Annotated in this window: 20 protein-coding genes and 2 tRNA genes; 14 read left to right on the top strand and 8 right to left on the bottom strand. The window is 57.2% G+C overall.

Annotation, left to right across the window (positions count from 1 at the left end; translation table 11 throughout):
* Positions 1-34: 34 nt before the first annotated feature.
* The 3 genes from K8R57_04465 (at position 35) to K8R57_04455 (ending at position 4,981) form a co-directional block, all read left to right on the top strand.
* Complete coding sequence (locus K8R57_04465; protein ID MCE9587549.1) at positions 35-1,282, top strand: hypothetical protein; 1,248 nt, start codon at positions 35-37, stop codon at positions 1,280-1,282.
* Positions 1,283-2,371 carry a UDP-glucose--hexose-1-phosphate uridylyltransferase gene (locus K8R57_04460; GenBank protein MCE9587548.1) on the top strand — a complete coding sequence of 363 codons (1,089 nt, stop codon included), beginning with the start codon at positions 1,283-1,285 and terminating at the stop codon, positions 2,369-2,371.
* Positions 2,372-2,542: 171 nt separating this feature from the next.
* Positions 2,543-4,981, top strand: coding sequence for a transglycosylase domain-containing protein (locus K8R57_04455; GenBank protein MCE9587547.1), 2,439 nt, complete (start codon positions 2,543-2,545; stop codon positions 4,979-4,981).
* A gap of 456 nt (positions 4,982-5,437) precedes the next feature.
* Here the strand turns inward: K8R57_04455 and K8R57_04450 are convergent, their stop codons facing one another.
* The 3 genes from K8R57_04450 to K8R57_04440 all read right to left on the bottom strand — a co-directional run bounded on the left by K8R57_04450 (position 5,438) and on the right by K8R57_04440 (position 9,928).
* A complete protein-coding gene (locus K8R57_04450) occupies positions 5,438-6,478 on the bottom strand; it encodes a glucose-6-phosphate dehydrogenase assembly protein OpcA (GenBank protein ID MCE9587546.1) in 1,041 nt (346 codons plus the stop codon).
* Positions 6,475-8,004 carry a glucose-6-phosphate dehydrogenase gene (zwf, locus tag K8R57_04445; protein MCE9587545.1) on the bottom strand — a complete coding sequence of 510 codons (1,530 nt, stop codon included), beginning with the start codon at positions 8,002-8,004 and terminating at the stop codon, positions 6,475-6,477. Before zwf ends, K8R57_04450 begins: the two co-directional genes overlap by 4 nt.
* Positions 8,005-8,203: 199 nt before the next feature.
* Positions 8,204-9,928 carry a serine hydroxymethyltransferase gene (locus K8R57_04440; protein MCE9587544.1) on the bottom strand — a complete coding sequence of 575 codons (1,725 nt, stop codon included), beginning with the start codon at positions 9,926-9,928 and terminating at the stop codon, positions 8,204-8,206.
* A 224-nt stretch (positions 9,929-10,152) separates the two neighbouring features.
* Between K8R57_04440 and K8R57_04435 the strand changes: the two genes are divergently transcribed.
* The 5 genes from K8R57_04435 to K8R57_04415 all read left to right on the top strand — a co-directional run bounded on the left by K8R57_04435 (position 10,153) and on the right by K8R57_04415 (position 13,556).
* Positions 10,153-10,734: a hypothetical protein gene (locus tag K8R57_04435; GenBank protein ID MCE9587543.1), complete on the top strand. Its 582-nt coding sequence runs from the start codon at positions 10,153-10,155 to the stop codon at positions 10,732-10,734.
* Between the two features lie 12 nt (positions 10,735-10,746).
* The gene (gene ndhC / locus K8R57_04430; GenBank protein MCE9587542.1) at positions 10,747-11,139 is read left to right on the top strand and encodes an NADH-quinone oxidoreductase subunit A; all 393 of its coding nucleotides are present in this window, start codon (positions 10,747-10,749) and stop codon (positions 11,137-11,139) included.
* A 631-nt stretch (positions 11,140-11,770) separates the two neighbouring features.
* Positions 11,771-11,853, top strand: a tRNA-Ser gene (locus tag K8R57_04425).
* A 147-nt stretch (positions 11,854-12,000) separates the two neighbouring features.
* Positions 12,001-12,092: transfer RNA gene (locus K8R57_04420), tRNA-Ser, on the top strand.
* A 330-nt stretch (positions 12,093-12,422) separates the two neighbouring features.
* Entirely contained in the window at positions 12,423-13,556 is a 1,134-nt protein-coding gene (locus K8R57_04415; GenBank protein ID MCE9587541.1) for an ABC transporter substrate-binding protein, read from the top strand.
* Positions 13,557-13,902: 346 nt separating this feature from the next.
* Here K8R57_04415 and K8R57_04410 read toward each other — a convergent pair whose 3' ends face one another.
* Positions 13,903-15,495: a glycosyltransferase family 39 protein gene (locus K8R57_04410; protein MCE9587540.1), complete on the bottom strand. Its 1,593-nt coding sequence runs from the start codon at positions 15,493-15,495 to the stop codon at positions 13,903-13,905.
* Positions 15,496-15,677: 182 nt separating this feature from the next.
* Between K8R57_04410 and nusA the strand changes: the two genes are divergently transcribed.
* From nusA to K8R57_04380, 6 genes are all read left to right on the top strand, one after another.
* The gene (gene nusA, locus K8R57_04405; GenBank protein MCE9587539.1) at positions 15,678-16,943 is read left to right on the top strand and encodes a transcription termination factor NusA; all 1,266 of its coding nucleotides are present in this window, start codon (positions 15,678-15,680) and stop codon (positions 16,941-16,943) included.
* A gap of 62 nt (positions 16,944-17,005) precedes the next feature.
* Entirely contained in the window at positions 17,006-19,177 is a 2,172-nt protein-coding gene (gene infB, locus K8R57_04400; GenBank protein MCE9587538.1) for a translation initiation factor IF-2, read from the top strand.
* Between the two features lie 62 nt (positions 19,178-19,239).
* Positions 19,240-19,638 carry a 30S ribosome-binding factor RbfA gene (rbfA, locus tag K8R57_04395; GenBank protein MCE9587537.1) on the top strand — a complete coding sequence of 133 codons (399 nt, stop codon included), beginning with the start codon at positions 19,240-19,242 and terminating at the stop codon, positions 19,636-19,638.
* Positions 19,635-20,624: a bifunctional oligoribonuclease/PAP phosphatase NrnA gene (locus tag K8R57_04390; protein MCE9587536.1), complete on the top strand. Its 990-nt coding sequence runs from the start codon at positions 19,635-19,637 to the stop codon at positions 20,622-20,624. Before rbfA ends, K8R57_04390 begins: the two co-directional genes overlap by 4 nt.
* Before the next feature lie 25 nt (positions 20,625-20,649).
* Positions 20,650-21,372, top strand: coding sequence for a tRNA pseudouridine(55) synthase TruB (truB, locus tag K8R57_04385; protein ID MCE9587535.1), 723 nt, complete (start codon positions 20,650-20,652; stop codon positions 21,370-21,372).
* Between the two features lie 167 nt (positions 21,373-21,539).
* Positions 21,540-22,463 (top strand): bifunctional riboflavin kinase/FAD synthetase, encoded by a 924-nt coding sequence (locus tag K8R57_04380; protein MCE9587534.1) that lies wholly within the window; start codon positions 21,540-21,542, stop codon positions 22,461-22,463.
* A 34-nt stretch (positions 22,464-22,497) separates the two neighbouring features.
* Here the strand turns inward: K8R57_04380 and K8R57_04375 are convergent, their stop codons facing one another.
* The 4 genes from K8R57_04375 to K8R57_04360 form a co-directional block, all read right to left on the bottom strand.
* Complete coding sequence (locus K8R57_04375; protein ID MCE9587533.1) at positions 22,498-22,908, bottom strand: PIN domain-containing protein; 411 nt, start codon at positions 22,906-22,908, stop codon at positions 22,498-22,500.
* A gap of 14 nt (positions 22,909-22,922) precedes the next feature.
* The gene (locus K8R57_04370; protein MCE9587532.1) at positions 22,923-23,204 is read right to left on the bottom strand and encodes an AbrB/MazE/SpoVT family DNA-binding domain-containing protein; all 282 of its coding nucleotides are present in this window, start codon (positions 23,202-23,204) and stop codon (positions 22,923-22,925) included.
* A 62-nt stretch (positions 23,205-23,266) separates the two neighbouring features.
* Positions 23,267-24,181, bottom strand: coding sequence for a shikimate dehydrogenase (aroE, locus tag K8R57_04365; GenBank protein ID MCE9587531.1), 915 nt, complete (start codon positions 24,179-24,181; stop codon positions 23,267-23,269).
* Positions 24,178-25,512: a glutamate--tRNA ligase gene (locus tag K8R57_04360; protein ID MCE9587530.1), complete on the bottom strand. Its 1,335-nt coding sequence runs from the start codon at positions 25,510-25,512 to the stop codon at positions 24,178-24,180. Before K8R57_04360 ends, aroE begins: the two co-directional genes overlap by 4 nt.
* Between the last annotated feature and the right edge of the window lie 47 nt (positions 25,513-25,559).

The raw sequence follows: 25,559 nt of genomic DNA, 5'->3' as shown, positions 1-25,559 counted from the left end.
AGTCATTCTTCAACACTCTCATTAAAACCAATCGATGATTAGCGAAGAACAAATCAATTCCACTGATGTGGGGGCCAGGAAGATTCTTTCCGGGCTAGCTGCCAAGGCGGGCCTCTCCCTTGCCGGTGCCACGATCCGGCGCTCTTCTTCCAGGTTCTGCCTGGGTGTCGAGCACGGTGATTATAACGGCACGCAGCTCTTCGGTGTCGGCACGGACCGATTCATCTGGATGGCCTTCAAGCCTAATGACTCCGGCCGTCTCCGTCTCTATAGCGGGAACTTCGAGCAGGATGGCCTGATCGACTTGCCTCTCGATGCTATTCCCGAGCCCGGGACGGCTCCCGATTCCTGGTCGCGGTTTCCCCTCGGTGTCGCCTGGATCCTCCAGAAAAAAGGATACAAGCTTCAGAAGGGTATGGATGCGGTGCTGTACGGGAATATACCCGGTGGCGGGATGTCCCGCTCGGCGTCGCTGACGCTCAATCTCTTGATCTCGCTGGCCGAGGTGAACGGTATCGAATTCCCTTCGCAGATGGGGATCGTTGATCTCGCCCAGGCTGTGGAGAATGAGTACATCGGCTCTCCTTGCGGAAATCTCGATCAGATCATGATCCTCTTTGCGCGCGAGGGGATGGGGACTCACTATAATCCTGCCGATCGCTCGATCCGCCATGTGCCTCTCGGTGAGGGAGCTCCCGACTTCCGGATCATGAGCCTGGATACCGGGACAATCCGTCCCGGACTGGAGAAATCGACCTACAAGATCCGCCATACGGAATGCCGTGAGATGGTCGATCTCTGCCGCGAACCCTTCGGGATCGAGTCGCTGGGCGACGTGCGCTCCGAAGAACTCTTCCGATCGATCCTATCAAGATTCGGCGACAGCCATCCCCATCTCTGCAAGCGTCTCGACTACATCTACCATGCCCAGTTGCGGTTCGAGCGGATGATGGCGGCTTGGCAGCAGGGAGATATCGGGGAGGTCGGGGCCATCTTTCGTGCGGACGGCCTCGGACTGCGTGATGACTACCAAATCTCTGGCAAGGAACTCGAAACCATGTGCGATATCGTGAGGACCATTCCGGGTGTTCTCGGCGAGCGGATGCTTGGCGGCGGTGACCGTGGCGCCAGCGGTGCTCTGGTGCTTAGCGAGAGCGAGGCGGCTGTCCGCTCTGCTGTGGAGACCGCCTATCCGCGCAGTCATCCCGAGTATGTCGGCAGTTATGCCGTTCATTCCTGCAAGATGGTAGATGGAATCAAAACTCTGCCAGGCTGGGAATAGATGTCTGATCTTCGTCCCCACCGCCGCTGGAATCCGCTCACTCGCGAGTGGCTCCTCGTCTCCCCGCACCGCGCCTCCCGCCCTTGGCTGGGTCAGGTGGAGACTGTCAGTGAAGGGCGTCCCTCCTACGATCCCGGCTGCACGCTCTGTCCCGGAAACAAGCGCGTGGGCGGCGAGGTGAATCCGGACTACAAGGAGACGTTTTTCTTCGGCAACGACTTCCCCTCGCTTCTTCCCCCTATGGGAACTATGGGAACTAAGGAAACTCTGGAAACGGAAGCTCCGGCTTCAACCTCTTCGCCGCTTTTCCAGTCGAGGAATGTCTCCGGCGAATGCCGGGTGATCTGCTTCTCGCCACGCCATGATCTCTCACTGGCCCAGATGTCCCGGGAGGAGATCGGCAATGTCATTGGAACCTGGCAGGATCAGAGCGCCGATCTCGGAAGCCGGAACCGCTGGGTGCAGGTCTTCGAGAACAAGGGCGCGGCGATGGGATGCTCCAATCCCCATCCTCATGGCCAGATCTGGGCGGGGGATTTCATTCCTGAGGAACCGGCCAAGGAAGATCTCTCGCAGAAGGAGTATTTCCGCGAGCATGGGCGGCCTCTGCTGCTCGACTACGCTGCGGAGGAACTCCGCGATGGCTCACGCACTGTGGTCGAGGGTGAGCATTGGTTCGCTGTCGTTCCTTACTGGGCACTCTGGCCTTACGAGACGCTACTCCTCCCGAAGCATGAGCATGTGGCCCGCCTGACCTCTCTGCCGGAGAGTCACAAGCTCGATCTTGCCGAGACGATGCGCCGACTCCTTGTGCGCTACGACAATCTCTTCCAATGCTCCTTCCCGTACTCGATGGGATGGCATGGGGCTCCTTTCCCGGCGGTCGATGGAGAGAAGCCTGAGAAGCAGGAGAATGATGACGAGTACTGGCAGCTTCACGCCCATTTCTACCCACCGCTCCTCCGCTCGGCCTCGGTGAAGAAGTTCCTGGTCGGCTACGAGATGCTAGCCGAGGGTCAGCGCGATCTCACGGCTGAGCAGGCCGCGGAGCGTCTACGCTCTCTTCCGGATCGTCATTACACGGCCTGATCCGGGTGAGGGGAAGCTCCCCCTTCCGGCGCCTGTTCCGATATCTCTTTAGGAGAGCTTGCCCGAGTGCCCTTTTCATGGAAAATATGGCGGATCGCACGCCATCGCTACAGTTGGGAAGAGGGTAGGGAACGTCGTCGGAAGCCATGGTTTCTACGGCTCTGGTTTCTCGTGCCAATAACGCTCCTGATCCTGACTTCGCTGGGGGCCCTGATCGTCTACGGATGGCTGGTTTCGGAGTTCAAGGCCAAGGCTGACTCCTTTGATCTGGCTAAGATCCCCAAGATGGAGTCGGCGAGCGTCATCCTGGATCGCAATGCTCAGCAGATGGGCAAGATCTTCATCCAGAATCGCCTGCCCATTCCCTATGATCAGATCCCTAAGGAGATGGTGAATGCCGTTGTCGCGGAGGAGGACAATAGGTTCTTCGATCATCACGGCGTCGATTACTTCGGAGTGATGCGTGCGGCGGTCAGTAATTGGCACCAGGGTAAGGTGAAGCAGGGAGCCAGTACGGTGACCCAGCAGTTGGCTCGAAACTCGTTCGACCTGCATGAGAAGAGCTACCGTCGCAAGCTCTTGGAAATGTTCCTGGCCGAACGAATCGAGGATCATCTCTCCAAGGAGAAGATCATGGAGTATTACCTGAATCGCGTTTACTTCGGGAGCGGGTTCTACGGGGTCGAGGCTGCTGCCAGGGGCTACTTCTGGAAGGCTGCCAAGGATCTGAGTGTCGGAGAATGCGCCATGCTCGCGGGCCTGCTCAAGAGTCCCAATTTCTACTCTCCCTGGAATAACCCCAAGGGTGCAAAGAAGGTCCGGAATTTCGTTCTGGGTCGCATGAGGGAGATGCACCTGATCACGCGCGATGAATACGACGCTGCCGTGGAACTGAACCTTTCAGTTCGCAAGAGGACGAATCCGAACAGGGTCTCCTATGCCATCGACCTGGTCCGCCAGCAGGCTATTGCGGCACTGGGATATGACACGGCGATGAACGAGGGGGTGAAGATCGAGACGACCTTCGATGCCAAGCTCCAGATGGCGGCGGAACGCGCGTTGAAAAGCCATCTGACACAGGTTGAGAGCCAGCTAGGCTTCGCTCACATCACCTACCAGCAGTACCACCAGATCAATGCGAAGATGGAAGAGGCGGCACAGCGTGGAGAGTCGGTCACGATGCCTCCTCCCGGCTATCTCCAGGGTGCGGTTCTGGCGGTGGATAATGCCACGGGGGGCATCCTGGCTGTTGCCGGCGGTCGTGACTTCCTGCACAGCGAATACAACCGCGCCCTCCAGGGACGCCGTCCGCCCGGAACCCTCTTCACCCCCATGGTGGCCGCCGCCGCCTATGCTAACGGGCTCTTCCCGGGAGAGTCTGTCGACGATGACTGCATTGACAATCACTTCGTGATGATCGGTGGAGTCAACGGCATCCTGGGGGAATGGGGAGTGGAACGTGCTGACAACGAGTATGAGGGGCCGATGCCTTCGAGTGAGGCTGTGGCCCGCGGCAAAAACGCCGCCGTCGTTCGTCTCGGTTATAAAACCGGCCTCGATCAGCTCAACGGATTCTGCAAGGCCGCCGGCATTCGATCTCCGCTCCGAGATGTGGCCAATGCTTATCTCGGCTCCAGCGAGATGTGCCTTGATGAACTGACCCTTGCCTACATGGCCTTCCCGGGTGGAGGGACGCGCCCGGCCAAGCTCTTCACGATCACGCGGATCACCGATCAGGAGGGGAGTCTCCTGTATGAGAATCCTGTGACCCGTGTCCCGGTGCTCCCTGCCGAGGCAGCCTATCAGGTGCATACCGTCCTTCAGGATGCCCTCTTCAAGGCCTGTGCTCAGGAGGCGGCTGCCTCGGGGATCTCAACGAATACAGTGCTGGCGGGCAAATCAGGAACGGCGTACGATTTCACCGACACTTGGTTTTTGGGTTACTCAAGCGCCGTGACCTGCGGTGTCTGGATCGGATTCGACAAGCCTCAGAAGATCTACCGCGGAGCCTTCGGCAAGGATCTGGCTCTTCCAATCTGGGCCCAGGTGATGAACGCTTCGATGGGATCCTTTCCCTCTAAGTCTCTGACTCTGCCCGCGGGCTTGAAGCAGGTCGCGATCTGCAGAAGTTCAGGGCTGCTTGCCGCCGAGGGATGCCGGAAGCTCCCGGGAATGGTTGCTAGCGAGTATGCCACGGAGGCCGAGATGCCCACGGAGTCCTGCGATACCCACGGGGGAGGGGTGAGGAGTTACAACCGCGACATCGACCAGGCTGAATGGCCCAGAGCGGCCGCAGCGGTCGATCTGACACGTGTTCGTCCGATTCCCATCAATGCCCCGACTCTTCTGGCCCAGAATGATCTCTACCGATCGGTGAATCCAACCCTGAGTGTGGGAGTTGCCGAGGATGCGAATATCAAGGTGGCCCGTGCCATATCACCTGACGGCAAGGATCCCGGAACCGACGGCAAGGGAGGATCAACCAATGTGGCTGTTGCCCTGCCGCTCGGTGAGAAAGAGGTGAGGAAGGCGGAACCCGTCCGCCCGATGGATCTGCAGAGCGCTGCGCCCGTCATGACAATACCCGCCCCGAAACCGGCGGAATTTTAACGGATGATTGTTTAGAGCGTTTTCGGTTTTTTCCGACGCTCGTACAAGCGAAGAAATCTCGCGCAGAGGAGCAGAAACGAGCCTTTGGGAAAGGCGAGTTGTAGCCGCCGAAGGCGGACCCGGAGGGCTAGCCTTGCGGGCGCAAGCTAGTACAATCGCAGTGGTTTTTGGACTATCAAAGCTAGGTGTCAGACGGGTCACTCCCCCACGGGCTTGTTGGTTTAGGTGTCAGACGGGTCAACTCCCCCACGGGCTTGTCCCGTGGGAGGTACAGTCGTCGGAGCTCAACTAGGGGCACATCCCCCAGAGCGATGGGTCCTAGCGACGGACCCTATAACTGCCTGGTGTCAGCACGTTGTAACGTTTCAACCCTTCAACGGTTTTAACCATCCGACGACTCACCATCTGGGTGAACCATCCAGATCTATTGGCGTGCTTCCAATGCAAAATCCGGGTTTAAGCCCAGAGAGCTTCCACGGCTTTAACCGCCTTGGTGTAGAGCGGGTGGCGTCCTCCGCGGGAGAGTTCGGCCAGGAGAATCTCGCGGGTCTCTTCACGGGGTGCGCGGACCATCCTGCTGGTGGGTGCGATGCTCGTTCCCTGCGCTGTGGTGACATAGAGATCGGAACCCGATTCTCTCAGGAGATGAAACTCGGCATTCTCGGAAACGAGGTTCATGCGGGAGATGCTGGCTCCCTCGGTCTCTTTCAGTTCCACGCTAACGATGTTGCCCAGGGCATCACGGAACTCCGGATTGGCCGATGGATTGGAGAGGCTCCATCCGAGGCGGTCGGCCAACCATCCTACCAGGAGCAGGGCTGTGGTGCGCGATCCATGGGCATAATCGAGTTCCAGTTTCCGCAGGAGCAGAAGCTCTGACAAGTTGCCGGGAATGTCGAAGATAGCAGCCAAGGCCTGCCGTACGGGAAGGGAGCGGGCCCAGTTCAGATCGCAGAGTACGGTGCGGGCTTCGGCGAGTCCGGCAATCTGTCTGATCAAGCCGAATTGTTCCTTGGGATTCTTCCAGTGCCTGCTGTCAAAGAGCAACCTGTCAACCCAGCGCCAGAGCTTGCCGTCGATGGGGGGATGGAAATCGGCCTGCCACCAGAGTACCAGCGGTAGGTCAGAATCGAGATGCGAGAATACGACGCTTTGAAGGGAACGAGCTGCCATGCCGGCAAGCTGAAAGCAGATCTGCTCGCTGCAGACGGAGCCCCCCTTGGCCCCTCTCAGGTAGCAGTGCATGGTGATCCACGCCTCGGCGCTGCTCCCTTCGGCCTTGGGATCGGCCTCAATAAGGATGGCCCGCATCGCGTGCTCACCCGCGATCCCACGGATTGTCTCGGTGTTGCGCTCGAGGGACCCGGGCTTCTCGTTATAGATGGCCAGGTTGATAAGGGATGCGCGGGTCTTGCTCTCGCCGCTCTCTTCCCAGAGTTTACCAAGTGCTTTTTCGATGCCGCCGATCGGCACCGGGATGCCGGGAATAAAGCTCACATCCTCCTCCAGGTGACGCCGTGACGTGCGGCCAGGTCGGCCGCCTCTGCCGGTCCCCAGGATCCGGCCGTGTGGAAGGCAAGGTCGTCGGAGCGTGTCTTCCAAGCCTCTTCAATCCCGTCCACGAAGGCCCAGGCCTCTTCCACTTCGTCGCGGCGCGCGAAGAGGGTGGCGTCGCCCGACATCGCGTCGAGCAGGAGGCGCTCGTAGGCCTCTGGGGTTGCTTTGCCGAAGGAGGTTCCGTAATGGAAGTCCATCTTCACGGGCTCGATACGCAGGCTGGAGCCGGGCATCTTCGCGCTCATGCGAAGGGAGATTCCCTCGTCGGGCTGGATGCGTATCACGAGGACGTTCTCGTCGAGGCCTTCGCCGCTCCGGTTAAAGAGGACGGGCGGTACGCTCTTGAATGTAATGGCGATCTCGGTGCCGCCCTTGGGCATACGCTTGGCTGTGCGGATGAAGAAGGGGACTCCCGCCCAGCGCCAGTTGTCGATGTTCACCTGAAGGGCCACGAAGGTCTCGGTGGTCGAATCCTTGGGAACCCCCTCAGCCTCGCGGTACCCGGGGACGGGTTGGCCGTTGATCAATCCGGCGGTGTATTGGGCTCGGACGACATGTTTGAAGACATCATCACCACGGAGTGGTCGGAGGGAGCGGAGTACCTTCACCTTCTCGTCGCGGATTGCGTCGGCACTGAGGCTGGTGGGCGGCTCCATGGCTGTGAGGGTGAGGAGCTGGAGCAGATGATTCTGGATCATGTCACGCATGGCCCCCGAGGTATCGTAGTAGCCGGCGCGTCCCTCGACGCCTAGCGGCTCGACCGCCGTGATCTGGACATGGCTGATGTGATTGGAATCCCAGAGCGATTCGAAGATCGAATTGGCGAAACGCATCACCATGATGTTCTGCGCGGTTTCCTTGCCCAAATAATGGTCGATTCGGTAGGTGTCGCACTCAGGGAAGACCTCGCTGACAAGGGTATTGAGAAGCTGTGCGCTCTTGAGATCCTTGCCAAAAGGCTTCTCCACGATCACGCGGGCCCAGCTTCCCGGATTCGCGGTGCTGAGTCCGCTCTCACGCAGGTGGCTTAAAATGACCGGGAACTGGTCGGGTGCGACGGCCAGGTAGTAGAGGCGGTTGCCAGCGGTGCCACGGCTGCGATCAGCCTCATCCATCTGTTTGGCAAGTGTCGTGTAACCCTCTGCCTGATCGAAGGGGCTCTGATGGTAGATGATCGATGAGGCGAACTGTGCCCAGAGCTCTTCGTTGAGCGGAGTGCGGGAGAACTTGCGCGTCGATTCCTCTAGCTCCTTGCGGAACTGCTCGGAGGTCTTTTCTCGTCGGGCAAACCCGATGATCGTGAGGGCCGGTGGTAGCGCTCCCTCGGCGGCCAGATTATAGAGCGCCGGGATGAGCTTGCGGTGGGTGAGGTCACCAGTCGCACCGAAGATGACAAGCGTGCAGGGCTCGGGCGAGATGCGGTTGGCGATCCCCTCACGGAGCGGGTTGATTATTGGAGAAGACATGGGAAGAGAAGGATGAGACCTGAAACTTGAAAGCTGAATGAAGAGACGTATTAGAGAAGAAAGGGATGAGACCTGAAACTTGAAGGCTGAAGGATGAAACAATTCAAGAGAGGTCAGGGAAAAGAGGATTGGCAGTTTCCTGATTCCCTCCCCCTTCAGGTTTCAAGTTTCAGGTATCAGCTTTCGTTCCACCTCCCCGTCAGGGGAGCGGAAACCTCCCCGTGAAGGCTGTGACTTCCTTGCGGAGTTTCGCAAGGGCAGCTTCATCGTTCCGGGCCTTGAGGCCTGTATCGATGAAGTCGGCGACCTGCATCATTTCTTCCTCCTTGAGTCCGCGAGTGGTCATGGCCGGAGTGCCAAGGCGGATGCCGCCGGTCTTGGAGATAGGCTCGGTGTCGAAGGGGATGGCGTTCTTGTTGACGGTGATGGCCGCTTTATCAAGTGCCTCCTGTGCCTCGAGACCATTGATGCCCTTCGATCGGAGATCGACGAGAAGGACATGATTGTCGGTGCCTCCGGAGCTGATCGTGTAGCCGAGCACGGAGAGGCGTGCGGCAAGGGCCTTGGCATTCAGGACGATCTGCTTCGCGTATTCCTTGAAGGAAGGCTGCAGTGCTTCGTGGAAGCAGACGGCCTTGGCCGCGATGACCTGCATGAGCGGACCTCCCTGAACACCGGGAAATACCTGTGCATCGATCTTCTTCGCATACTGCTCCTTGCAGAGGATAAGTCCGGAGCGAGGGCCTCGCAGACTCTTGTGGGTGGTGGTGGTGACGAAATCGGCTAGGGGGACCGGGTTCGGATGAACACCTCCAGCGACAAGTCCCGCGATATGCGCCATGTCAACAAAGAGATAGGCTCCGACGGAATCAGCGATCTGGCGAAGACGTGCGAAGTCGATCTCACGAGGGTAGGCGGAAGCGCCGGCGGTGATCATCTTCGGGCGAACTTCCTCGGCCTGTTTGGCGAGGGCGTCGTAGTCGATACGGCCATCAGTCTGCGAGACGCCGTAGTGGGTGACTTCGTAGAGCTTGCCGGAGAAGTTGGCCTTGTGTCCGTGGGTCAGGTGACCGCCATGCGCCAGATCCATGGTGAGGATTTTGTCGCCGGGTTGGAGGACGCTGAAGTAGACGGCCATGTTGGCCTGGCTACCGCTGTGGGGTTGAACGTTGGCATGCTCGGCTCCGAAAAGCTTCTTGGCACGTTCGATCGCGAGTCTCTCGACGATATCGACATACTCACACCCGCCATACCAGCGGCGTCCTGGATAACCCTCGGCGTACTTGTTGGTGAGGCAGGAGCCCTGGGCCTCCATGACGGCCTGGCTGGTGAAGTTCTCCGAGGCGATGAGCTCGATGTGCTCGAGCTGGCGATGATGTTCGGCCGCGATGGCTGCCGCGATCTCAGGATCGGTCTTCGCGAGGGCGCTGATGGAGTCGAGTGAGGAGTGGGAGTCTGTTGCTTGTGACATGGTGATAGAAGATTGATCCACAAAATCGCGGATTTGTACCAGCGCGCTTTTGATGACATCGCGGCAGCGCTTGTAGGTAGTGAGTCCCTGGCCGATCGGATCTGGCACGTCGCCGCCGATCTTGGTGAACTCTCCCAGGAGACGCACCTTGCCGGAGTGCTCCGGAAAAAGAAGGTCGATCAGTCGGTAATGATCCCGTGTCATGGTAAAAACATGGGTGCACCGTTCCAAAAGCTCCTCGGTCACCGGTTGACTTCGAAAGGTGACCAGGTCGATTCCCAGTTCCGAGAGAGCGGCGACAGCCGGTTGGCTTGCATGGGCACCCTGAGGTGCGTTCATGCCGGCAGAGAGGACGATGGTATCCTTACGGTCTCCGAGAAGATCCTTCATGAGACCCTCCGCCATAGGGCTTCGGCAGACATTTCCTGTGCAGACGAATAGGATGGTTTTCATGAAGGACGGTTTGTCCGATGGAAAAGGATGGGGAAGGACCACAACATTCTCTTCACGTTATGAATCTAAAAATCCGAAGTCAATGCGGCCATAGAAGGAAAATTCCGGATAAATAACTAACCGAGTCGTTGACAAAATCGTCGCAAGGTGACGCGGCCCATGGGGGGCGTGCTTTTTTAGTGACAGCGGGCGAGAACAAGTGATACATCTTTACCTTAAACATTATGCAACGTAAAAGTGCCTTCTCCCGCAGACTCCCCGATCTGGTCACTGAGGAACTGGTAGCAGTTCTTTCCAAGAAGGGAACTTCCTTTGAGTTTAAGCAACTCTTCGATGTCGTCCACGACCGTCTGAAGAAGCGTAATGCCGCAAGCGGCGGAGAGGAAATGCTTCGTCTCCGAGCTTACGAGAAGCTTCAGCACCTTGTTTCCCGTAACATGGTGAAGAAGAGCGGCAAGAAGTACAAAGGCCTGGTCTCTTTGGCCCATGCCATCGCTCCGGAGGAGCCACTTCCGGCCCCCCAGGTTCCCGGCATCGTCTCCATTACTCCTGCTCCTGTTCAATCACCCAAGAAGCCTGCGGCGAAAGCTGCTGCAAAGCCTGCTCCTGCTAAAACTTCAAAGCCGGCTTCCAAGCCGGTTGCAAAGAAGGCTCCAGCCAAGGCAACCGTTAAGGCCTCAAAATCTTCAGTTAAGCCAGCACCCAAGAAAGCCGTGGCTGTCAAAAAGCCGGCTCAGAAAGCTTCGGTGAAGAAAGCTTCAGCGAAGAAAGCTTCAGCGAATAAGGTCGCTGGCAAACGCAAGTAACAGCATCTGATCATGGACGGCACTCTTGGAAGCTTAAGCGGCTACGGATCCCTCCTCATTCACATTGTGGTATGCGTCGGTTTGGCGCTGACGATGTGGATTGCCAGTACTCTGCTCGGACGGGTCGGAACACGCACGGGAGTCAAGGATGTTGCCTATGAGTGCGGCATGCTTCCTGAACCTGGCCCTCAGCCACGCTTCAGTGTTAAATTCTACCTGGTGGCGATGTTGTTCATCTTGTTCGATATCGAAATCGTTTTCTTGTACCCTTGGGCTGTGGTTTACCGGGAGTATCTGACGCAGTATGGAATGGGCATCCTTTGGACTCTTCTCACTTTCTCGGTGATTCTGTTTGTCGGCTATATTTACGCCATCAAGAAGGGCGCCTTGGATTGGTCTAGGTAATCCTCCCTTTATCTTGGTAAAGGGGGGGCTTGACCTCGCGGTTTCGATTGATTTACGGCTTGCCTGCCGTTCACCCTTTGGGCTTCTCGTAAACTCGAAGTCTATCTGGCTAAATCCCTTTGACCGTATTGGCATGCCGCGATTAGAGCGGTTTCGGTTTTATTTGACGCCTATACAAGCGAAGAAATCTCGCGCAGAAACGAGCCTTTGGGAAAGGCGAGTTGTAGCCGCCGAAGGCGGACCCGGAGGGCTAGCCTTGCGGGCGCAAGCTAGTACAAACGCAGACCTACAAGACGCAGAGTTTTTATGACTCATGCCAACGTATCTTTGGATACATCGGTGACAATATTCTCCGGACCCAATCCTTTGTCTTTTCCAAGATTTCTCTGCGTCTCTGCGCCTCTGCGCGAGTCCTTTTATTTATCGACGGTCAAGATGATTGCCCAAGGATTGATAGATTAAACGCAAGATGCTCTAGCTTATCGTGATTGGAGCGAAGCCAAGATCCAGAGCCTCGCAAAGCGAGGATAATCCCGCCCCGTAGGAGTGTGAGAGAACCGCGCAAAAACAAGCCGAACTTGACCTCCTCTGTCATGCAGGTATGGTGCCAATCCCAGTTTTTAGGAAGGGTGGCTGAGTCCGGTTTAAGGCACTCGACTCGAAATCGAACGTGGGGTTATTCCCACCGCGGGTTCGACTGGCATGCCGCGATCAGCGGCATTTGATTGGAGCGAAGCCAAGATCCAGAGCCTCGCAAAGCGAGGATAATCCCGCCCCGTAGGGGTGTGAGAGAACCGCGTTAGTACCAAGCCGAACTTGACCTCCTCTGTCATGCAGGTATGGTGCCAATCCCAGTTTTTAGGAAGGGTGGCTGAGTCCGGTTTAAGGCACTCGACTCGAAATCGAACGTGGGGTTATTCCCACCGCGGGTTCGAATCCCGCCCCTTCCGCCAAACTGCCCGCAGGGCAGGAGTTTGAGTATGGCGGGATGAAGAACCTGGGTTCGATCACCATGCCGCGATCAGCGGCATATCATTAGTGCGAAGCCAATCGGTAGCACCTTGTCAACGACAAGGAAATCCCGCCCATTGCCGCGCCACCTCCCGGTGGCCGCGCCTTTGGCCTACGCCAAAGGCTATGCGTTCGCATAGGCTACATCGCAGTTCCCACTGCTCGATGTTCCGCCATACTGCCCGTAGGGCAGGAATCTGCGTGAGGCGGGATGAAGTGCCCGGCTTCGATCGGTGCTTGGCACAAAGCGGAAGCCTTTTTACTCTTCTCTCATGAAGTTTTTCAAACGCCCCCGTCTCCTTGCCATTGCATTACTGTGCTTCACGGCTTCTTCCTGCAACAAAAAGCAAGAAGTCGGCATCCCTGTCGGTCAGTTTGCCTCGCTGACTGGTGGACAGGCTACGTTCGGTCAGAGCACCGACAAGGGGGTCCAGCTTGCTCTCGAGGAAATCAACGCTTCTGGCGGCGTGCTGGGCCAGCCTCTCCGGATAATCACCAAGGACAACCAGTCCAAGCCGGGTGAGACCTCCACGCTTGTGCGTGAGCTGATCACCCGAAACAAGGTGGTGGCCCTGATCGGTGAGGTCGCCTCGGGACGTTCTCTGGAGGCTGCTCCGATCGCCCAGCGCAGCGGCATCCCGATGATCTCACCCGCCTCCACCAACGAAAAGGTGACCGAGACCGGCGACCATATCTTTCGGGTCTGCTTCATCGACCCTTTCCAGGGAACGGTCTGTGCGAAATTTGCCAACAAGCTGGGTGCAAAGAAGGCGGCGATCATCACCGATGTCTCCAAGGATTACAGCCTCGGCTTGGCGAAGAGCTTCAAGCAGGAGTTCACGAAGAAGGGTGGCGTCATCACCGGAGAGCAGAGTTACAGCGGCGGTGACAAGGATTTCAGCGCCCAGTTGACCGCCATCAAGTCGGCGAATCCCGAGGTGGTCTTCCTGCCCGCCTATTACACAGAGGCTCCCTTGATCATCCGTCAGGCTCGTCAACTTGGCATTACTGTTCCCTTCATCGGAGGTGATGGGTGGGATTCCACGGAGCTTGTGGGGGTGGGAGGAGCTGCCGTGGAGGGATGCTATTTCTCAAATCACTTCTCCAACCAGAGCACCAGTCCCCAGGTGGTGGCTTTCGTGGAAGCTTACCGCAAGAAATACAACGAGGATCCCGATGCCATGGTCGCCCTCGGTTACGATGCCCTGCGCCTTTTGGCCGATGCGATGAAGCGTGCCGGCACGACCGATCCGGCCAAGGTGAATGCCGCCATCACCGCGACCAAGGACTTCCCTGGTGTGACGGGCAAGATCACCCTCGACGAGCATCGCAATCCGACCAAGCCGGCCGTGATCCTGCAGGTGAAGAACGGAAGGTTCGCCTACGTCGAGACGATCGCTCCGTGAGTTGATTCTGTACTAGAGCATTTTTGATTTATTCTGATGCATTTGCAGTAAGACAGAAATGTTTCACGCGGAGGCGCGGAGAACGCGGTGGATAGAGATAAAATCATTACGTCCGATTTCAGTGAATAAGTGGGGGCTAATCATCACTATCCAATTTCATTAGAAAAAACTCTGCGTTCTCCGCGCCTCCGCGTGAACCTTTGTATTTTCAACGACTCTGATGATTTTGCCGGGAACGACAAATTAAATAGATAATGCTCTAGCCGGACGGAATATATCGCGCAGCCGTTACGGCTGCGGAAGAATCATCTTAATTTTCTTTGCGTTAGAATAAATCAAAAATGCTCTAGGGACGCGCGTTTTCGGGCTTGTAGGATTTTCCGATTGAGAGGAAGAGCGGGCTTCTGGTGCCGGGTACCAGCACGGGATGTTGTGTTGAAAACTCAGAGAAGAGATCTTGAGAGCAGTTATAAAGACGCGGCCATGCTGCCAGGAGCGCTGTCTTTCCGGCCCAAGCCGTGTCGTTGATCCATGGGAAGCGGCTGCGGCCGTGATCCGGGAGCCAGAGTTGCGACTCCAGTGTCGGGGCATAGAAGGACATCACGCCGGTCAATTGATAGGTGGAGAGACAGATGAAATCAGCCCCCGAGGAGCGGAAGTTTTCCTCGATCGTACGGGCGACGGTCTCTGGCCCTAGGAACTCTTCGATCCGTGTCTGGAAATCGGACAATCCCTGCTTTGCCGGAGCCTCTAGCTTAGACAAGCCGGGGACCTTCTCCATGAAGGAAAGATCGGGAGCGAAATTCCTGACGGAGAACGGTGAATTCTTGGGAAGAAGTAAGTTGGAGACACCGATCACGGCGCCGATGTCGGCGATGAGCAGGATGATGATGGCCGCCTTTCTCCATCCTGCTCCATAGTTCTCCCAATCCCCGGCAACCATCACCAGAGCTGTGATGAAAGCGGTCATGGGCCAGTTTGCCTCAATGTGGGCCTTGGCCGCGGAGTATCCGAAGAAGAGTACCACAGTCCAGAAAAAGACCCCTAGAAAGCGGAAGCGCGGATCGCGCATACGTGTTGCGGCTGTCAGGAAACAGAGAAGCCCCAGTATCGGTGAGACCAAGACAACAAGGAAGGCGCTGTAGTCGCCGAGGTTCTGGAAATTGATTAATGTGGAATGCTCGTTTCTGAATCCATGATGAAGCTGATGGGTGAACGAGACCCAGTCGTGGTGGCTGTTCCACCAGAGCACTGGCAAAAAGATCAGGAGAGAGAGAAGCCCTGCAACCATCATGCCGGGGAGGAGCTGAGGCCGTCTGCCGGGACTGAGCACCCAAAGCATCAGGAGGGCACCATAATAGAGCACCATGGTGTACTTGGAGAGCATTCCGATGCCTGCCGCTGTGCCGGCGGCAGCCCACCATCCCATGCTGCCACCCTCCCTATATCCCCGCCAGGCAAAGAGAACCGCGAAGGCCCAGGCAGGAACAAGGAATGTGTCGGGGGTCATCAACAGGGCATTCCCCGCAAAGATCGGAGCCAGAAGAAGGAGGATACCCGCCCGGTTTCCCGCCGCCTGGCCGAAGAGATCCTTACCCAGCTCCCGACCAGCAAGGGAAAGGAGAATGCCGGAAAGAATAGCCCAGAAACGGACGGCCAGCGTTGTGTGGCCTAGAAACATGCGGGCCGAGTCAATCAGCCATGCGGTGAGGGGGGGATGGTCGAAGTAGCAGGCTTGGGGATGGCACGACCATTCCCAGTAGTAGCACTCATCAAAAATTAGACCCAATTTCCAGGCGGCAATGAACTTCCAGAAGGTAACCAGAGCGAGGATTCCCCAGAACCATCGGGTGGAGTTGAGCCAAGACACAGGCTGAGTGAGCAGGGTCGAAGAGGCGGAGGCAGAGGTAGAGTTAGGATGAGGGGAGGATTCGGACATAAAAACCTCTTAAATTTGTGGCGGAGGATGGAGTCGGCGATCTGTTAGGTCAAAGAGAATCAGAGCGGAGTATTTCCCAGTTCTTTCAGTTGACCCTAAGGAGGAGATCCTGCATAATCACCCACCCCCGACTTGCTGTCTTGGAATACTTCCAGACCAGTGCGTCGGGAACTTCTATTGCCATGAACTCTGAATTTATTGCCATGCTCGATTATCTCGAGCGTGAAAAAGGTATCAAACGCGAGGTCCTCATTGAGGCGATCTCTTCGGCTCTAGTTGCCGCGTCAAAGAAGAGCTTCTCCTGTTCACGCGACGTGCGAGTCGATATTAACCCCAAGAGTGGTGCGATCCGCGCTTTTGCGAAGCCGCTCGTTGTTGAGACCATTACAAATCCTCAGGAAGAGATTACCCTCGCTAAGGCGCAGTTGGTCGACAAGGAGGCTCAGATCGGTGGATCAGTAGAGATTGAGGTGACTCCCCGTGACTTCGGTCGTATTGCCGCGCAGACGGCCCGCCAGGCGATTGCCCAGCGCATCCGCCAGATTGAGAAGGAGATGATCTACGAAGAGTTCAAGGACAGGGCAGGCGAGATTGTCAGCGGCACCGTGCGTCGATTCGACCGCAGTGATGTCGTTCTGGATCTCGGGAAGTTCGAGGGGATCATGCCCTCGCGTGAGCGTGTGACCACGGAGGAATACAATATTGGAGACCGGATCCGTGCCTATGTCGTTGCCGTTGAGAACGGCGCTCGCGGCCCCGAGATCATCCTCTCCCGCAGTCATCCTAACTTCATCCGTCGTCTTTTCGAGATTGAGGTCAGCGAGATCGCCGATCATACGGTCGAGCTCCGCTCTATTGCCCGTGAAGCCGGTTTCCGCACTAAGATTGCGGTTCATAGCTCCAATGACAAGGTTGACCCGGTGGGTGCCTGTGTCGGTATGCGCGGAGCCCGAGTGAAGAACATTGTCCGTGAGCTCAATAACGAGAAGGTGGACATCATTCGTTGGTATGAGGATCCGAAGGAATTCGCCCGTGAGGCTCTCAAGCCGGCCCGTATCCGTAGCATTGAGGTTGACGAGGCCGCCCACACTCTTCGTATCGCCATCGAGAAAGAGGATCTTGCGTTGGCCATCGGCAAGCGCGGCCAGAATGCCCGTCTCACTTCCCGCCTGACCGGCTGGGAAATCGACATCCAGGAGGATCGCTCCGCTGCCCAGGCTTTTGAACAGCAGATGGGTGGAGCCGCGCAGCAGCTAGCCACGATGCTCGGGATCACCGAGGATGAGGCCAAGTCTCTGGCCGCCGGTGGTATGAATTCTGTCGAGGTGGTCGTCACAGCAGAAGCCTCCGATATCGACGGGATCCTCGAATGCGGTGCGGAGAAGGCGGAAGCCATCCTTGCAGCCGCTAAGAACCAAGTCTCCGCCAAAGGGCAGGCAGCGGCTTAAGTGCTGCAAACACCGCTCTTCCCCTCGATTTTCTTGAGGGAACCGGTGTCAGAAATTTTATAATGGTCTCCAAAGTCAACACTTCCAAATCCACCGCTTCCAAGGGAGCTCCAGCTAAAACCTCCAAATCGGCAGGCTCGAAGTCACCTTCACGGGCATCGAGAGCAGGCACGGTCTCAGGGGCGCGCGGAGCCTTCAGGGGGAAGACTGCTCCTGCAGTGCCTGTCGCCGAGCCGAGCGAGCCAGCCAAGGTTTTCATTAAGACTGCGGATCTCCCGACTCTTTCCCTGATCGATGAACCGGCTCCCAAGAAAAGAGTGGTTTCCAAAGGGAAAGCTCTCCCCCGCATCGGCGAGGAGGAGCATGCCGCCTCGACGCCATTACCTATTCCCGCGAGCGATATTCCCTCCGAGGAGGAGGTCGAGGATGAAGCCATTGTCATCGCGGATGACAATCGCCGGGTGATCCACATCAAGCCGCCGATCCTGATCAAGGAGCTGGCGACTCAGATGGAGGTGCCCGCCTTCAAGATCATCAAGGATCTGATGGGGATGCAGATCTTCGCAAACATCAATCAGTCTGTCGAACCGGAGATCGCCTCAAAGCTTTGCGATATTTACGGACTGCTCTTCGAGCGCGAAAAGAGGGTCTCCGGCGGCGGCGTCCACAAGGAGGAGAAGATCGTTGTCGAACCACCCAAGCCGGTTGAGGAGAAGTCTGAGGCTAATAAACCTCGCGGACCTATCATTACCTTCATGGGACATGTCGATCACGGCAAGACCTCCTTGCTCGACGCGATCCGTCGTGCCAAGGTAGCTTCCGGCGAGGCGGGTGGCATCACCCAGCGCATCGGTGCCTATTCTATCGAATGGAAGGGCCATCCCATCACCTTCATCGATACTCCGGGTCACGCAGCCTTCTCAGCCATGCGTGCACGGGGTGCGAATGTCACGGACGTCGTTGTCCTCGTGGTGGCCGCCGATGATGGGCTCATGCCCCAGACTCTCGAGGCGCTCAGTCATGCGCAGGCAGCAAAGGTCACCATCATGGTGGCGATCAACAAGTGTGATCTCAAGACCGCCAATATCGACCGTGTGAAGCAGCAGCTCCAAGACAAGGGGCTCGTGCCCGAGGATTGGGGCGGCGACACAGTTGTCTGCGAGGTTTCAGCCGCAACGGGCAACGGTATCGATAACCTGCTTGAAATGATGTCCCTTCAGGCCGAGGTTCTGGAACTCAAGGCCAACCCCGATCAGCCGGCCCGCGCCAGTGTGATCGAGGCTCAGGTCGAGGCAGGCCGAGGCCCCACCGCGGTTGTCATTGTCAATAACGGCACACTGCGCGTCGGTGACGCATTCATCTGCGGAAACTACTGGGGCAAGGTGAAGCAGCTGATCAACGAGGATGGAGAAGCCTTCAAGAGCGCCGGACCGGCCATTCCGGCCAAGGTTCTCGGACTGAGCGGACTGCCCAGTGCCGGTGACGAGCTTGTCGTCATGGAGAACGAGCGCTCTGCCCGCCAATTGAGCGAGGAGCGTCTTGGCGCTCATCGCCAGGAAAAGCTTGCCGCTCCTAGACGTGCCACTCTTGAGAATCTCTTCGCGAATCTGGAGGCGGAACAAAAGAAGGTTCTTCAGATCGTTCTCAAGGCCGATATGCAGGGATCGCTCGAGGCGATCATCGGCATGCTTTCTGACATTCCCCAGGAGAAGATTGACCTCAAGATCATCCACTCTGCCGTCGGGCCGATTACCGAGAGCGATGTCCTGCTGGCCGGTGCCTCAGACGCCATCATCATCGGCTTCGGGGTCAAGGTGGAGAACAGCTCCAACAATGCCGCCCGCAAGGAGGGCGTGCAGATCAAACTCTTCAGTATCATCTACGAGCTTGCCGACCAGATGCGCGAGGCGATGACGGGACTCCTTGATCCGGAAGTTCGCGAAGCCATCATCGGTCACGCCGAGGTGAAGCAGATCTTCGACCTTTCCCGAGGTATGGTCGCTGGAAGTATTGTCACCGACGGTCGGATCTCGCGTACTGCCCGTGCCCGTGTTCTGCGCCGCCGTCAGGCGGTCTACGACGGCGGTCTCTCAACGCTTCGGCGCTTCACCGAGGACGTCAAGGAAGTCCGGGCGGGTGTCGAGTGCGGTATCCGTCTTGGGGATTTCTCTGAGTACGAAGTCGGCGACATTATCGAGTGCTATACGCTCGAGAAGGTGGCCCAGGCGCTCTGATTCTCAAGAACAGCGGGCTTGTATAGCTCAGAAGCCCGGACACCAGAATATCCCATCCCATCATGAGCCTACGAATGCTACGGGTCTGCGAGCTGCTCAAGCGCGAGCTTGGGACGATTATTGGCCGTGAGATGAAGTTTGAGGCTCCTCTGGTTTCCGTGCGGGCTGTGGATGTCACGCCTGATCTCAAGCAGGCCCATGTCGCCATCAGCGCCATCGGTACGAAGTGGCAGAAAGAACAGGCTATTCTGAAGCTTACGGAAAAACGCCAGCACCTTCAGCATGAGCTTTCACGCAGGGTGATCCTCAAATACACGCCGCATCTGCACTTCGATCTGGACGAGTCGATCGAGCGAGGGACCCGCGTTCTGAGCTTGCTGGAAGAGATCGAGGCGACACTCCCCCCTGACGAGCCAACCGAAGAGATCGATTCTGGGGGTTCTGATAATTCGAAGGGATGAAAAACGTCGCTTTCCCGGAAATTAGGGAGGCTCTCCGGAGCCGGAAACGCATTCTGGTAGCCAGTCATCTCCGTCCTGATCCGGATGCCTATGGATCGGCGATTGCGGCAGCACTCTGGCTTCGCTCCGAGGGACACGAGGTCACCATCTGGAACGAGGATGGCATGTTGGAGAAGTATGCGTTCTTGCCCTCCTCGGAACTCGTGACAGCACCTCCTGCGGAATGTGTCTCTTTCGACGCTGTACTGGCTCTCGACACCTCGGTTAAAAACCGTCTCGGCACCGTGCTGGATACTGTCGCCGGCTCTCCTCTCTGGATCTGCATCGACCATCACAAGAGCAATGAGGGCTATGCCGATCTGAATCTTATCGACCCCTCACGACCTGCGACCGCACAGATCCTTGCTGAGGCCTTTCTGAGCGAAGGAATCACGATCACTCCCGAGATGGCGACCAACCTCTTTGCCGCTATTTCCACGGATACAGGCTCTTTCCAGTACGAAGGAACAAGTGATCAAACCTACGAGGTCGGCGCCGAGTTGATCAGGCTCGGAGTGAATGTGGCGGAACTCTCGCGTTCGCTTTACGAGAATCAGCCTCGCCGCCGGCTGGAACTCCTCAAACATGCTTTGGTGAACGCGCGTTTCACCAGTCATGACAGGGTGGCCAGCTTCGCTCTTTCTCTCGCCGACGTGGAGAAGTTGGGGGTTATTCCCGAGGATAACGAGGGGATCATCGACAACCTTCGTTCTGTCGAGGGAGTCAAGGCCGCCGCCTTCTTTGAGGAAATGCCGGACAATATGGTGAGGCTTAGCCTTCGCTCCAAGGATCCGAGTTTTGATGCCTGCAATCTCTGCCGTCAGTTCGGTGGTGGCGGCCATCCCATGGCCTCGGGAGCACGTATCAAGGGATCGTTCGCCGATGTGCAGGAGACGGTTCTTAAGGTCATTGATTCTGCCCTTGGTTCCTCCACAACTACTGTCTGATTTTCCTCACTTAACTATTTTTTCTATGTGTGCTGATTCCCTGATTGATGGTGTGCTTCCGATTGACAAAGCCCCTGGCATGACCTCTCACGATGTCGTGGCGATCGCCCGCAAGGTGCTCGGAACAAAAAAGATCGGCCATTGCGGCACCCTGGATCCGATGGCCACCGGCCTCCTGCTTCTGACCCTCGGCAAGGGCACCAAGATCCAGGACCTGATCATGAGCGAGGACAAGGAGTATGAGGGGACGATGAAGTTCGGAGTGATGACGGATTCCCAGGACGCGGACGGGGAGATCACGGAGACTCGTCAGGTTCCCGAGTTCACCCAGGAACAGATAGAGGCCGCCTTTGCCAAATATGATGGTGATTTCTACCAGACCCCCCCCATGGTTTCGGCGATCAAGAAAGACGGAGTCGCCCTCTACAAGCTGGCCCGTCAGGGTAAGACGGTAGAAAGAGAGCCCCGATTCGTTCATATCTACGCCCATCACATCCTCGGGATGAGATTGCCAGAGGTTGATTTCCGGGTGGTCTGCAGCAAGGGATTCTATGTCAGGACCTATGCCTTCGATATCGGGAACGATCTTGGATGCGGCGCCCATCTCAATTCCCTCCGCCGCACTAAGTCGGGGAGGTTCGACGTGAGCATGGCCTTTCCAGCCGCCGATCTCAAGACCGCTCCCCGCGAAGCGATCCTGGAAAAACTCCTGACCCTCCCGCAAGTCTCCCGCCTACGCGGAGCGTAGGGAGTTAATTTTCCCGCAGCCGTAACGGATGCAAAGCAACGGCCGGGCAAGCAAGCGCAGAGGCGCAGAGAAATGAAATTGATTCACAGGGATGAAAGGGATGAAGGAGATATCATGAGTGAAATTCCCTCGACTCTTTTCCCATCCCTTTTACCCCCTTCATCCCTGTGAATATTCTTCACTCTATAAAAGATCTTTCCACGTTAAAGGGGCCGATTGTCCTCGCGGCGGGGACGTTCGACGGGGTGCATCTCGGCCATCAGGCCCTGATCCGACGGGCGATGGAGGAGGCCTCTGCCTGCGGAGGGACGGCCGTCGTGATGACCTTCGACCGCCATCCGGCATCTTTACTCCGTCCCGAGAAGGCTCCGAAACTCCTGACTCGCAATAAGCAGAAAATCGCGCTTCTGGAAGGAATGGAAGTTTCTGCTCTTCTGATGCTGGAGTTCACCCGCGAGCTGGCCGGGGTTCCCGCGCGGGACTTCATCACGTCGCTCGCGGCGTCTTCCCCGCTTCACGCAATCTGCGTGGGATCTCAATGGTCCTTTGGTAAGGGAGGTGAGGGGAATGTTGATCTTTTGAAGGAACTCGGTGCGGAGCGAACATTCGAGGTCATCCAGATTGATCCGGTGATGGCCGCTGATTCACCAATCAGCAGCACCCGGATCAGGAAGGCGATCGCTTCGGGTGATTTCGCGGAGGTGGAGGCGTGCCTCGGTCGACCGTTTCGCCTCACGGGGCAAGTGGTGAGAGGTGCCGGTCTTGGAGCCACGATCGGTTTCCCGACCGCGAATCTCGATGTCGACGGGATGCAGTTGCCGCCGAATGGCGTCTACGCCGTGAAGGTCTTCCGCAGTTCAGATCTACTCAATGGTGTCTGCAACATCGGCCTCCGTCCGACCGTCGATACCTCGGCCACGACACCCACCGTCGAGGTTCATCTCTTCGATTGTTCAGCTGATCTTGTCGGCGAGGAACTCTCGCTGGAATTCGTGCAATTCCTTCGGGGGGAGGAAAAGTTTGCGGGGCTGGAGGAGTTGAAGACCCAAATCGCCCGAGACTGCGACAGGGCTCGGTCTTTTGATTTCTAGTGTCGTTGCTCTACGCTGGCTATAGCTTTTGATATTAACCCAAGCCCTGAGCGATGAGAAAGGATCGGGGAGTGGTCACCAGCATCCCGTAGACTTTGGTATCGATGAGAATCCCAAAGTCGCCTGTATCGAGCGTCAGGAGAACATCGCATTTGGCTGCCAAGGCTGAGATCAGAACCGGTTTATCCTTTGATGCTGAGAGGAGAAGCGGGCGATTGCTAGTCAGGGCATTTGGGGTGAAGGAGAGATCATCCTGCAAGTCTTTCCATGTTTTTGAAGCCTTGGGTGGAAATTTACCTATATTTCGACTGGTCTCATCCCGGCAGTAGAAAGCCGTCACCAGTTCCCATTCAGATTCCTCAGCGATAGTGACAATCAGTCTGGAGAGTGATTTCTCCGATCCTGCCGCGGAAAGCAGGACGCTGCTGTCGAGAAAGAGCCTCACTCGAGTTCGCTGAGTTACTTAAGTGAGGTGCGCTTTTTAGAGGCTTTAGGCAGCCTCTTTTTGGATGCACTCTTCCAGAATCGTTCAGCATCGGCTTCGTCTGCTGCGATCCAGGACTGCATCTGCTTAAGGGGGATGTCACGCACCGGCATGGCAGCAGCGGGATGCATGAAGACCCCGCCATCACGAAGTTCCAAGAGCATCATGGGATGATCAGCTCCTTCCAGCCCAAGTCCCTTTCTGATCTCAGGTGGAAGAGTGATGGTCCAACGCTTAGAAACGGCAATTGCGGTCATGCAGCAATACTGCAATGCGGTAATGGAAATGTCAAATTACCCTGAAGAAGGAGGTATCTGGGCTAGGTAGTGATCCCCTGAAGAGCGATTCTCATCACATCTATAGGAGCGGGCTTTCCGAACCAGAGGGAGTTCTGAAGGGCTCCCTGGTGCAGGAGCATTGAGAAGCCGGCGGCGCAACGGGCGCCTGCTGACCGCGCCTGTTTCAGCAGGGCTGTCTCGCCGCCACTGTAGACGGTGTCGTAGACGAGGTGATCCTTGGTTATGAGGCCTTCAGGGAGAGGGGAGGGATCGTCCTCCTTCATGCCGAGAGGTGTAGCATTGACGATAAGATCGACGGATTTCATAGCAAGACCCAGCGATTCGGTAGTCTTCGGAATCGAGGAGATTGTAAAATCCAAATGCTCCTGAATCTCTTGCGCCAGAAGATCTCCCTTTTCCTTGTTTCGATTAGCAATGATGACGGAGGGAGATCCTTCCAGTGCGCATTGGACGGTGATCGCTCTTCCCGCACCACCCGCACCGCCGAGGATCAGAACGCGGCGTTCCTTCAGCGGGATGCCGAATTCCTCGAGGATCGCGGCCGAGAGGCCTGGACCATCGGTGTTGTACCCATGCAGCTTTCCATCACGGACGGCCACGGTATTGATGGCTCCCATGAGTTGAGCTTCACGGCTCACCTGATCCATGAAAGGAAGTGCCGCCTGCTTGTGAGGAATAGTGAGGCTGGTTCCGAGGAATCCCGCTGAGGTGAGATTCTGCAGCGCCTGTGGCAGTTCTTCCGGAGTGACGCGGATGCGCACGTACTGAAGTTGGTGGTGCCGCTCCCTGAGTGCGGCATTGTGCATCGGCGGCGAGGCCGAGTGGGCTACGGGATCCCCAAAGACCGCAAGACGTGCCGGAGGATTGAGCTTACTAAAGATCTCACCACCTCCGGTGAGATCCTGGGAAGCGAAGATCTCCGGAGCATTACTCATGCGGTCTGTGCTTTTTCAATCCCCTTGGCGAAGCGAGAAAGTGTGCGCTCCTTGCCGAGGATCTCGATCATCTCGTAGAGACCAGGGCCTATGCCGCGACCGCTGACGGCAACACGTGCGGGATGAACCATCTCGCCGGTCTTGATGCCGAGTTTTGATGTCGTCTCCTTGAGAGAGGCTTCCAGTGAGACGGCATTCCAGGTTGGAAGTGTTGCATAGGCTTCTGAGAGCGCTTGGAGGCGTTCGGCGGCAGTAGTTCCTGCCAACGACTTCGCGACCGCTGTCTCGTCATACGGAAACTCTTCCGTGAAGAAGCAAGCAACCCATTCGGGGAGATCCTTCAGGAGTTTCACCTTGGGTTTTACAATCGTCAGGACTTTTTCCAAGGCCTCCCAGGTCGGCCAGGTGATGCCTGCCTTCTGGAGGAAGGGGATCGCCAGTTCCGCGTAGCGGGCGAGGTCCATCGAAAGAAGATACTGGCCGTTGATCCAGAAACATTTGTCGAGGTCGAAGGCGGCGTTACGGCGGTTCACCTGATCAAGCTCGAAGAGGGCGACAACCTCTTCCGTACTGATGATCTCGCGGTTCTCCTTCGGGGACCAACCGAGCAGGCTGAGGTAGTTGCGGACAGCCTCCGGCGCATATCCTGCCTCCGGATAGGTGCCGAGAGCCGCACCCTCGTCTCGCTTGCTCATCTTGCTGCCGTCCCGGTTGAGGATGAGAGGCATGTGGGCGAACCGGGGAGGCTCCGCGCCGAGGGCCTTGTAGAGTTCCACATGCTTGGGGGTGTTGGAGAGGTGATCCTCTCCGCGGATTACGTGAGATATCTTCATCTCGATGTCATCGACGACGCTCACGAAATGGAAGATCCAGGAGCCGTCCGGACGGCGAAGAGTCAGATCGGGATGGGTGCCAGGATTCGTGAGGTCGAACTCGATCTTTCCGCAGATCTCGTCGTCGACAATTACCTTCTCCCGAGGGGAACGGAAGCGTGTGGCGCCGTTGTCCTCGTAGAGATGACCGGCTTTCTCGAGGCGTGAGAGGTACTCTTCGTAGATCGACCCGCGTTCGCTCTGATAATAGGGACCATAGTTGCCACCCTTCTGCGGACCCTCGTCCCAGTCGAGGCCGAGCCAGTGAAGTCCGTCGAGGATCACCTGCTTGGCTTCCTCGGTATTGCGCGTGTGGTCGGTATCCTCGATGCGGAGGACAAAGGTGCCGGCGTGTTTGCGGGCGTAAATCCAGTTGAAGAGGGCGGTGCGGGCTCCCCCTACATGGAGAAGGCCGGTGGGAGAGGGTGCGAATCGTGTGCGGACAGATCGTTGAGACATGCCACTATGAGAATTCATTTACTGGGGCAACTCAAGCGCGTAGCGTC

Source organism: Verrucomicrobiota bacterium (assembly GCA_021413925.1).
Taxonomy (GTDB): domain Bacteria; phylum Verrucomicrobiota; class Verrucomicrobiia; order Chthoniobacterales; family UBA6821; genus UBA6821.
The sequence above is the reverse complement of the archived record's forward strand: the minus strand, read 5'-3'. Positions and strand labels throughout refer to the sequence as shown.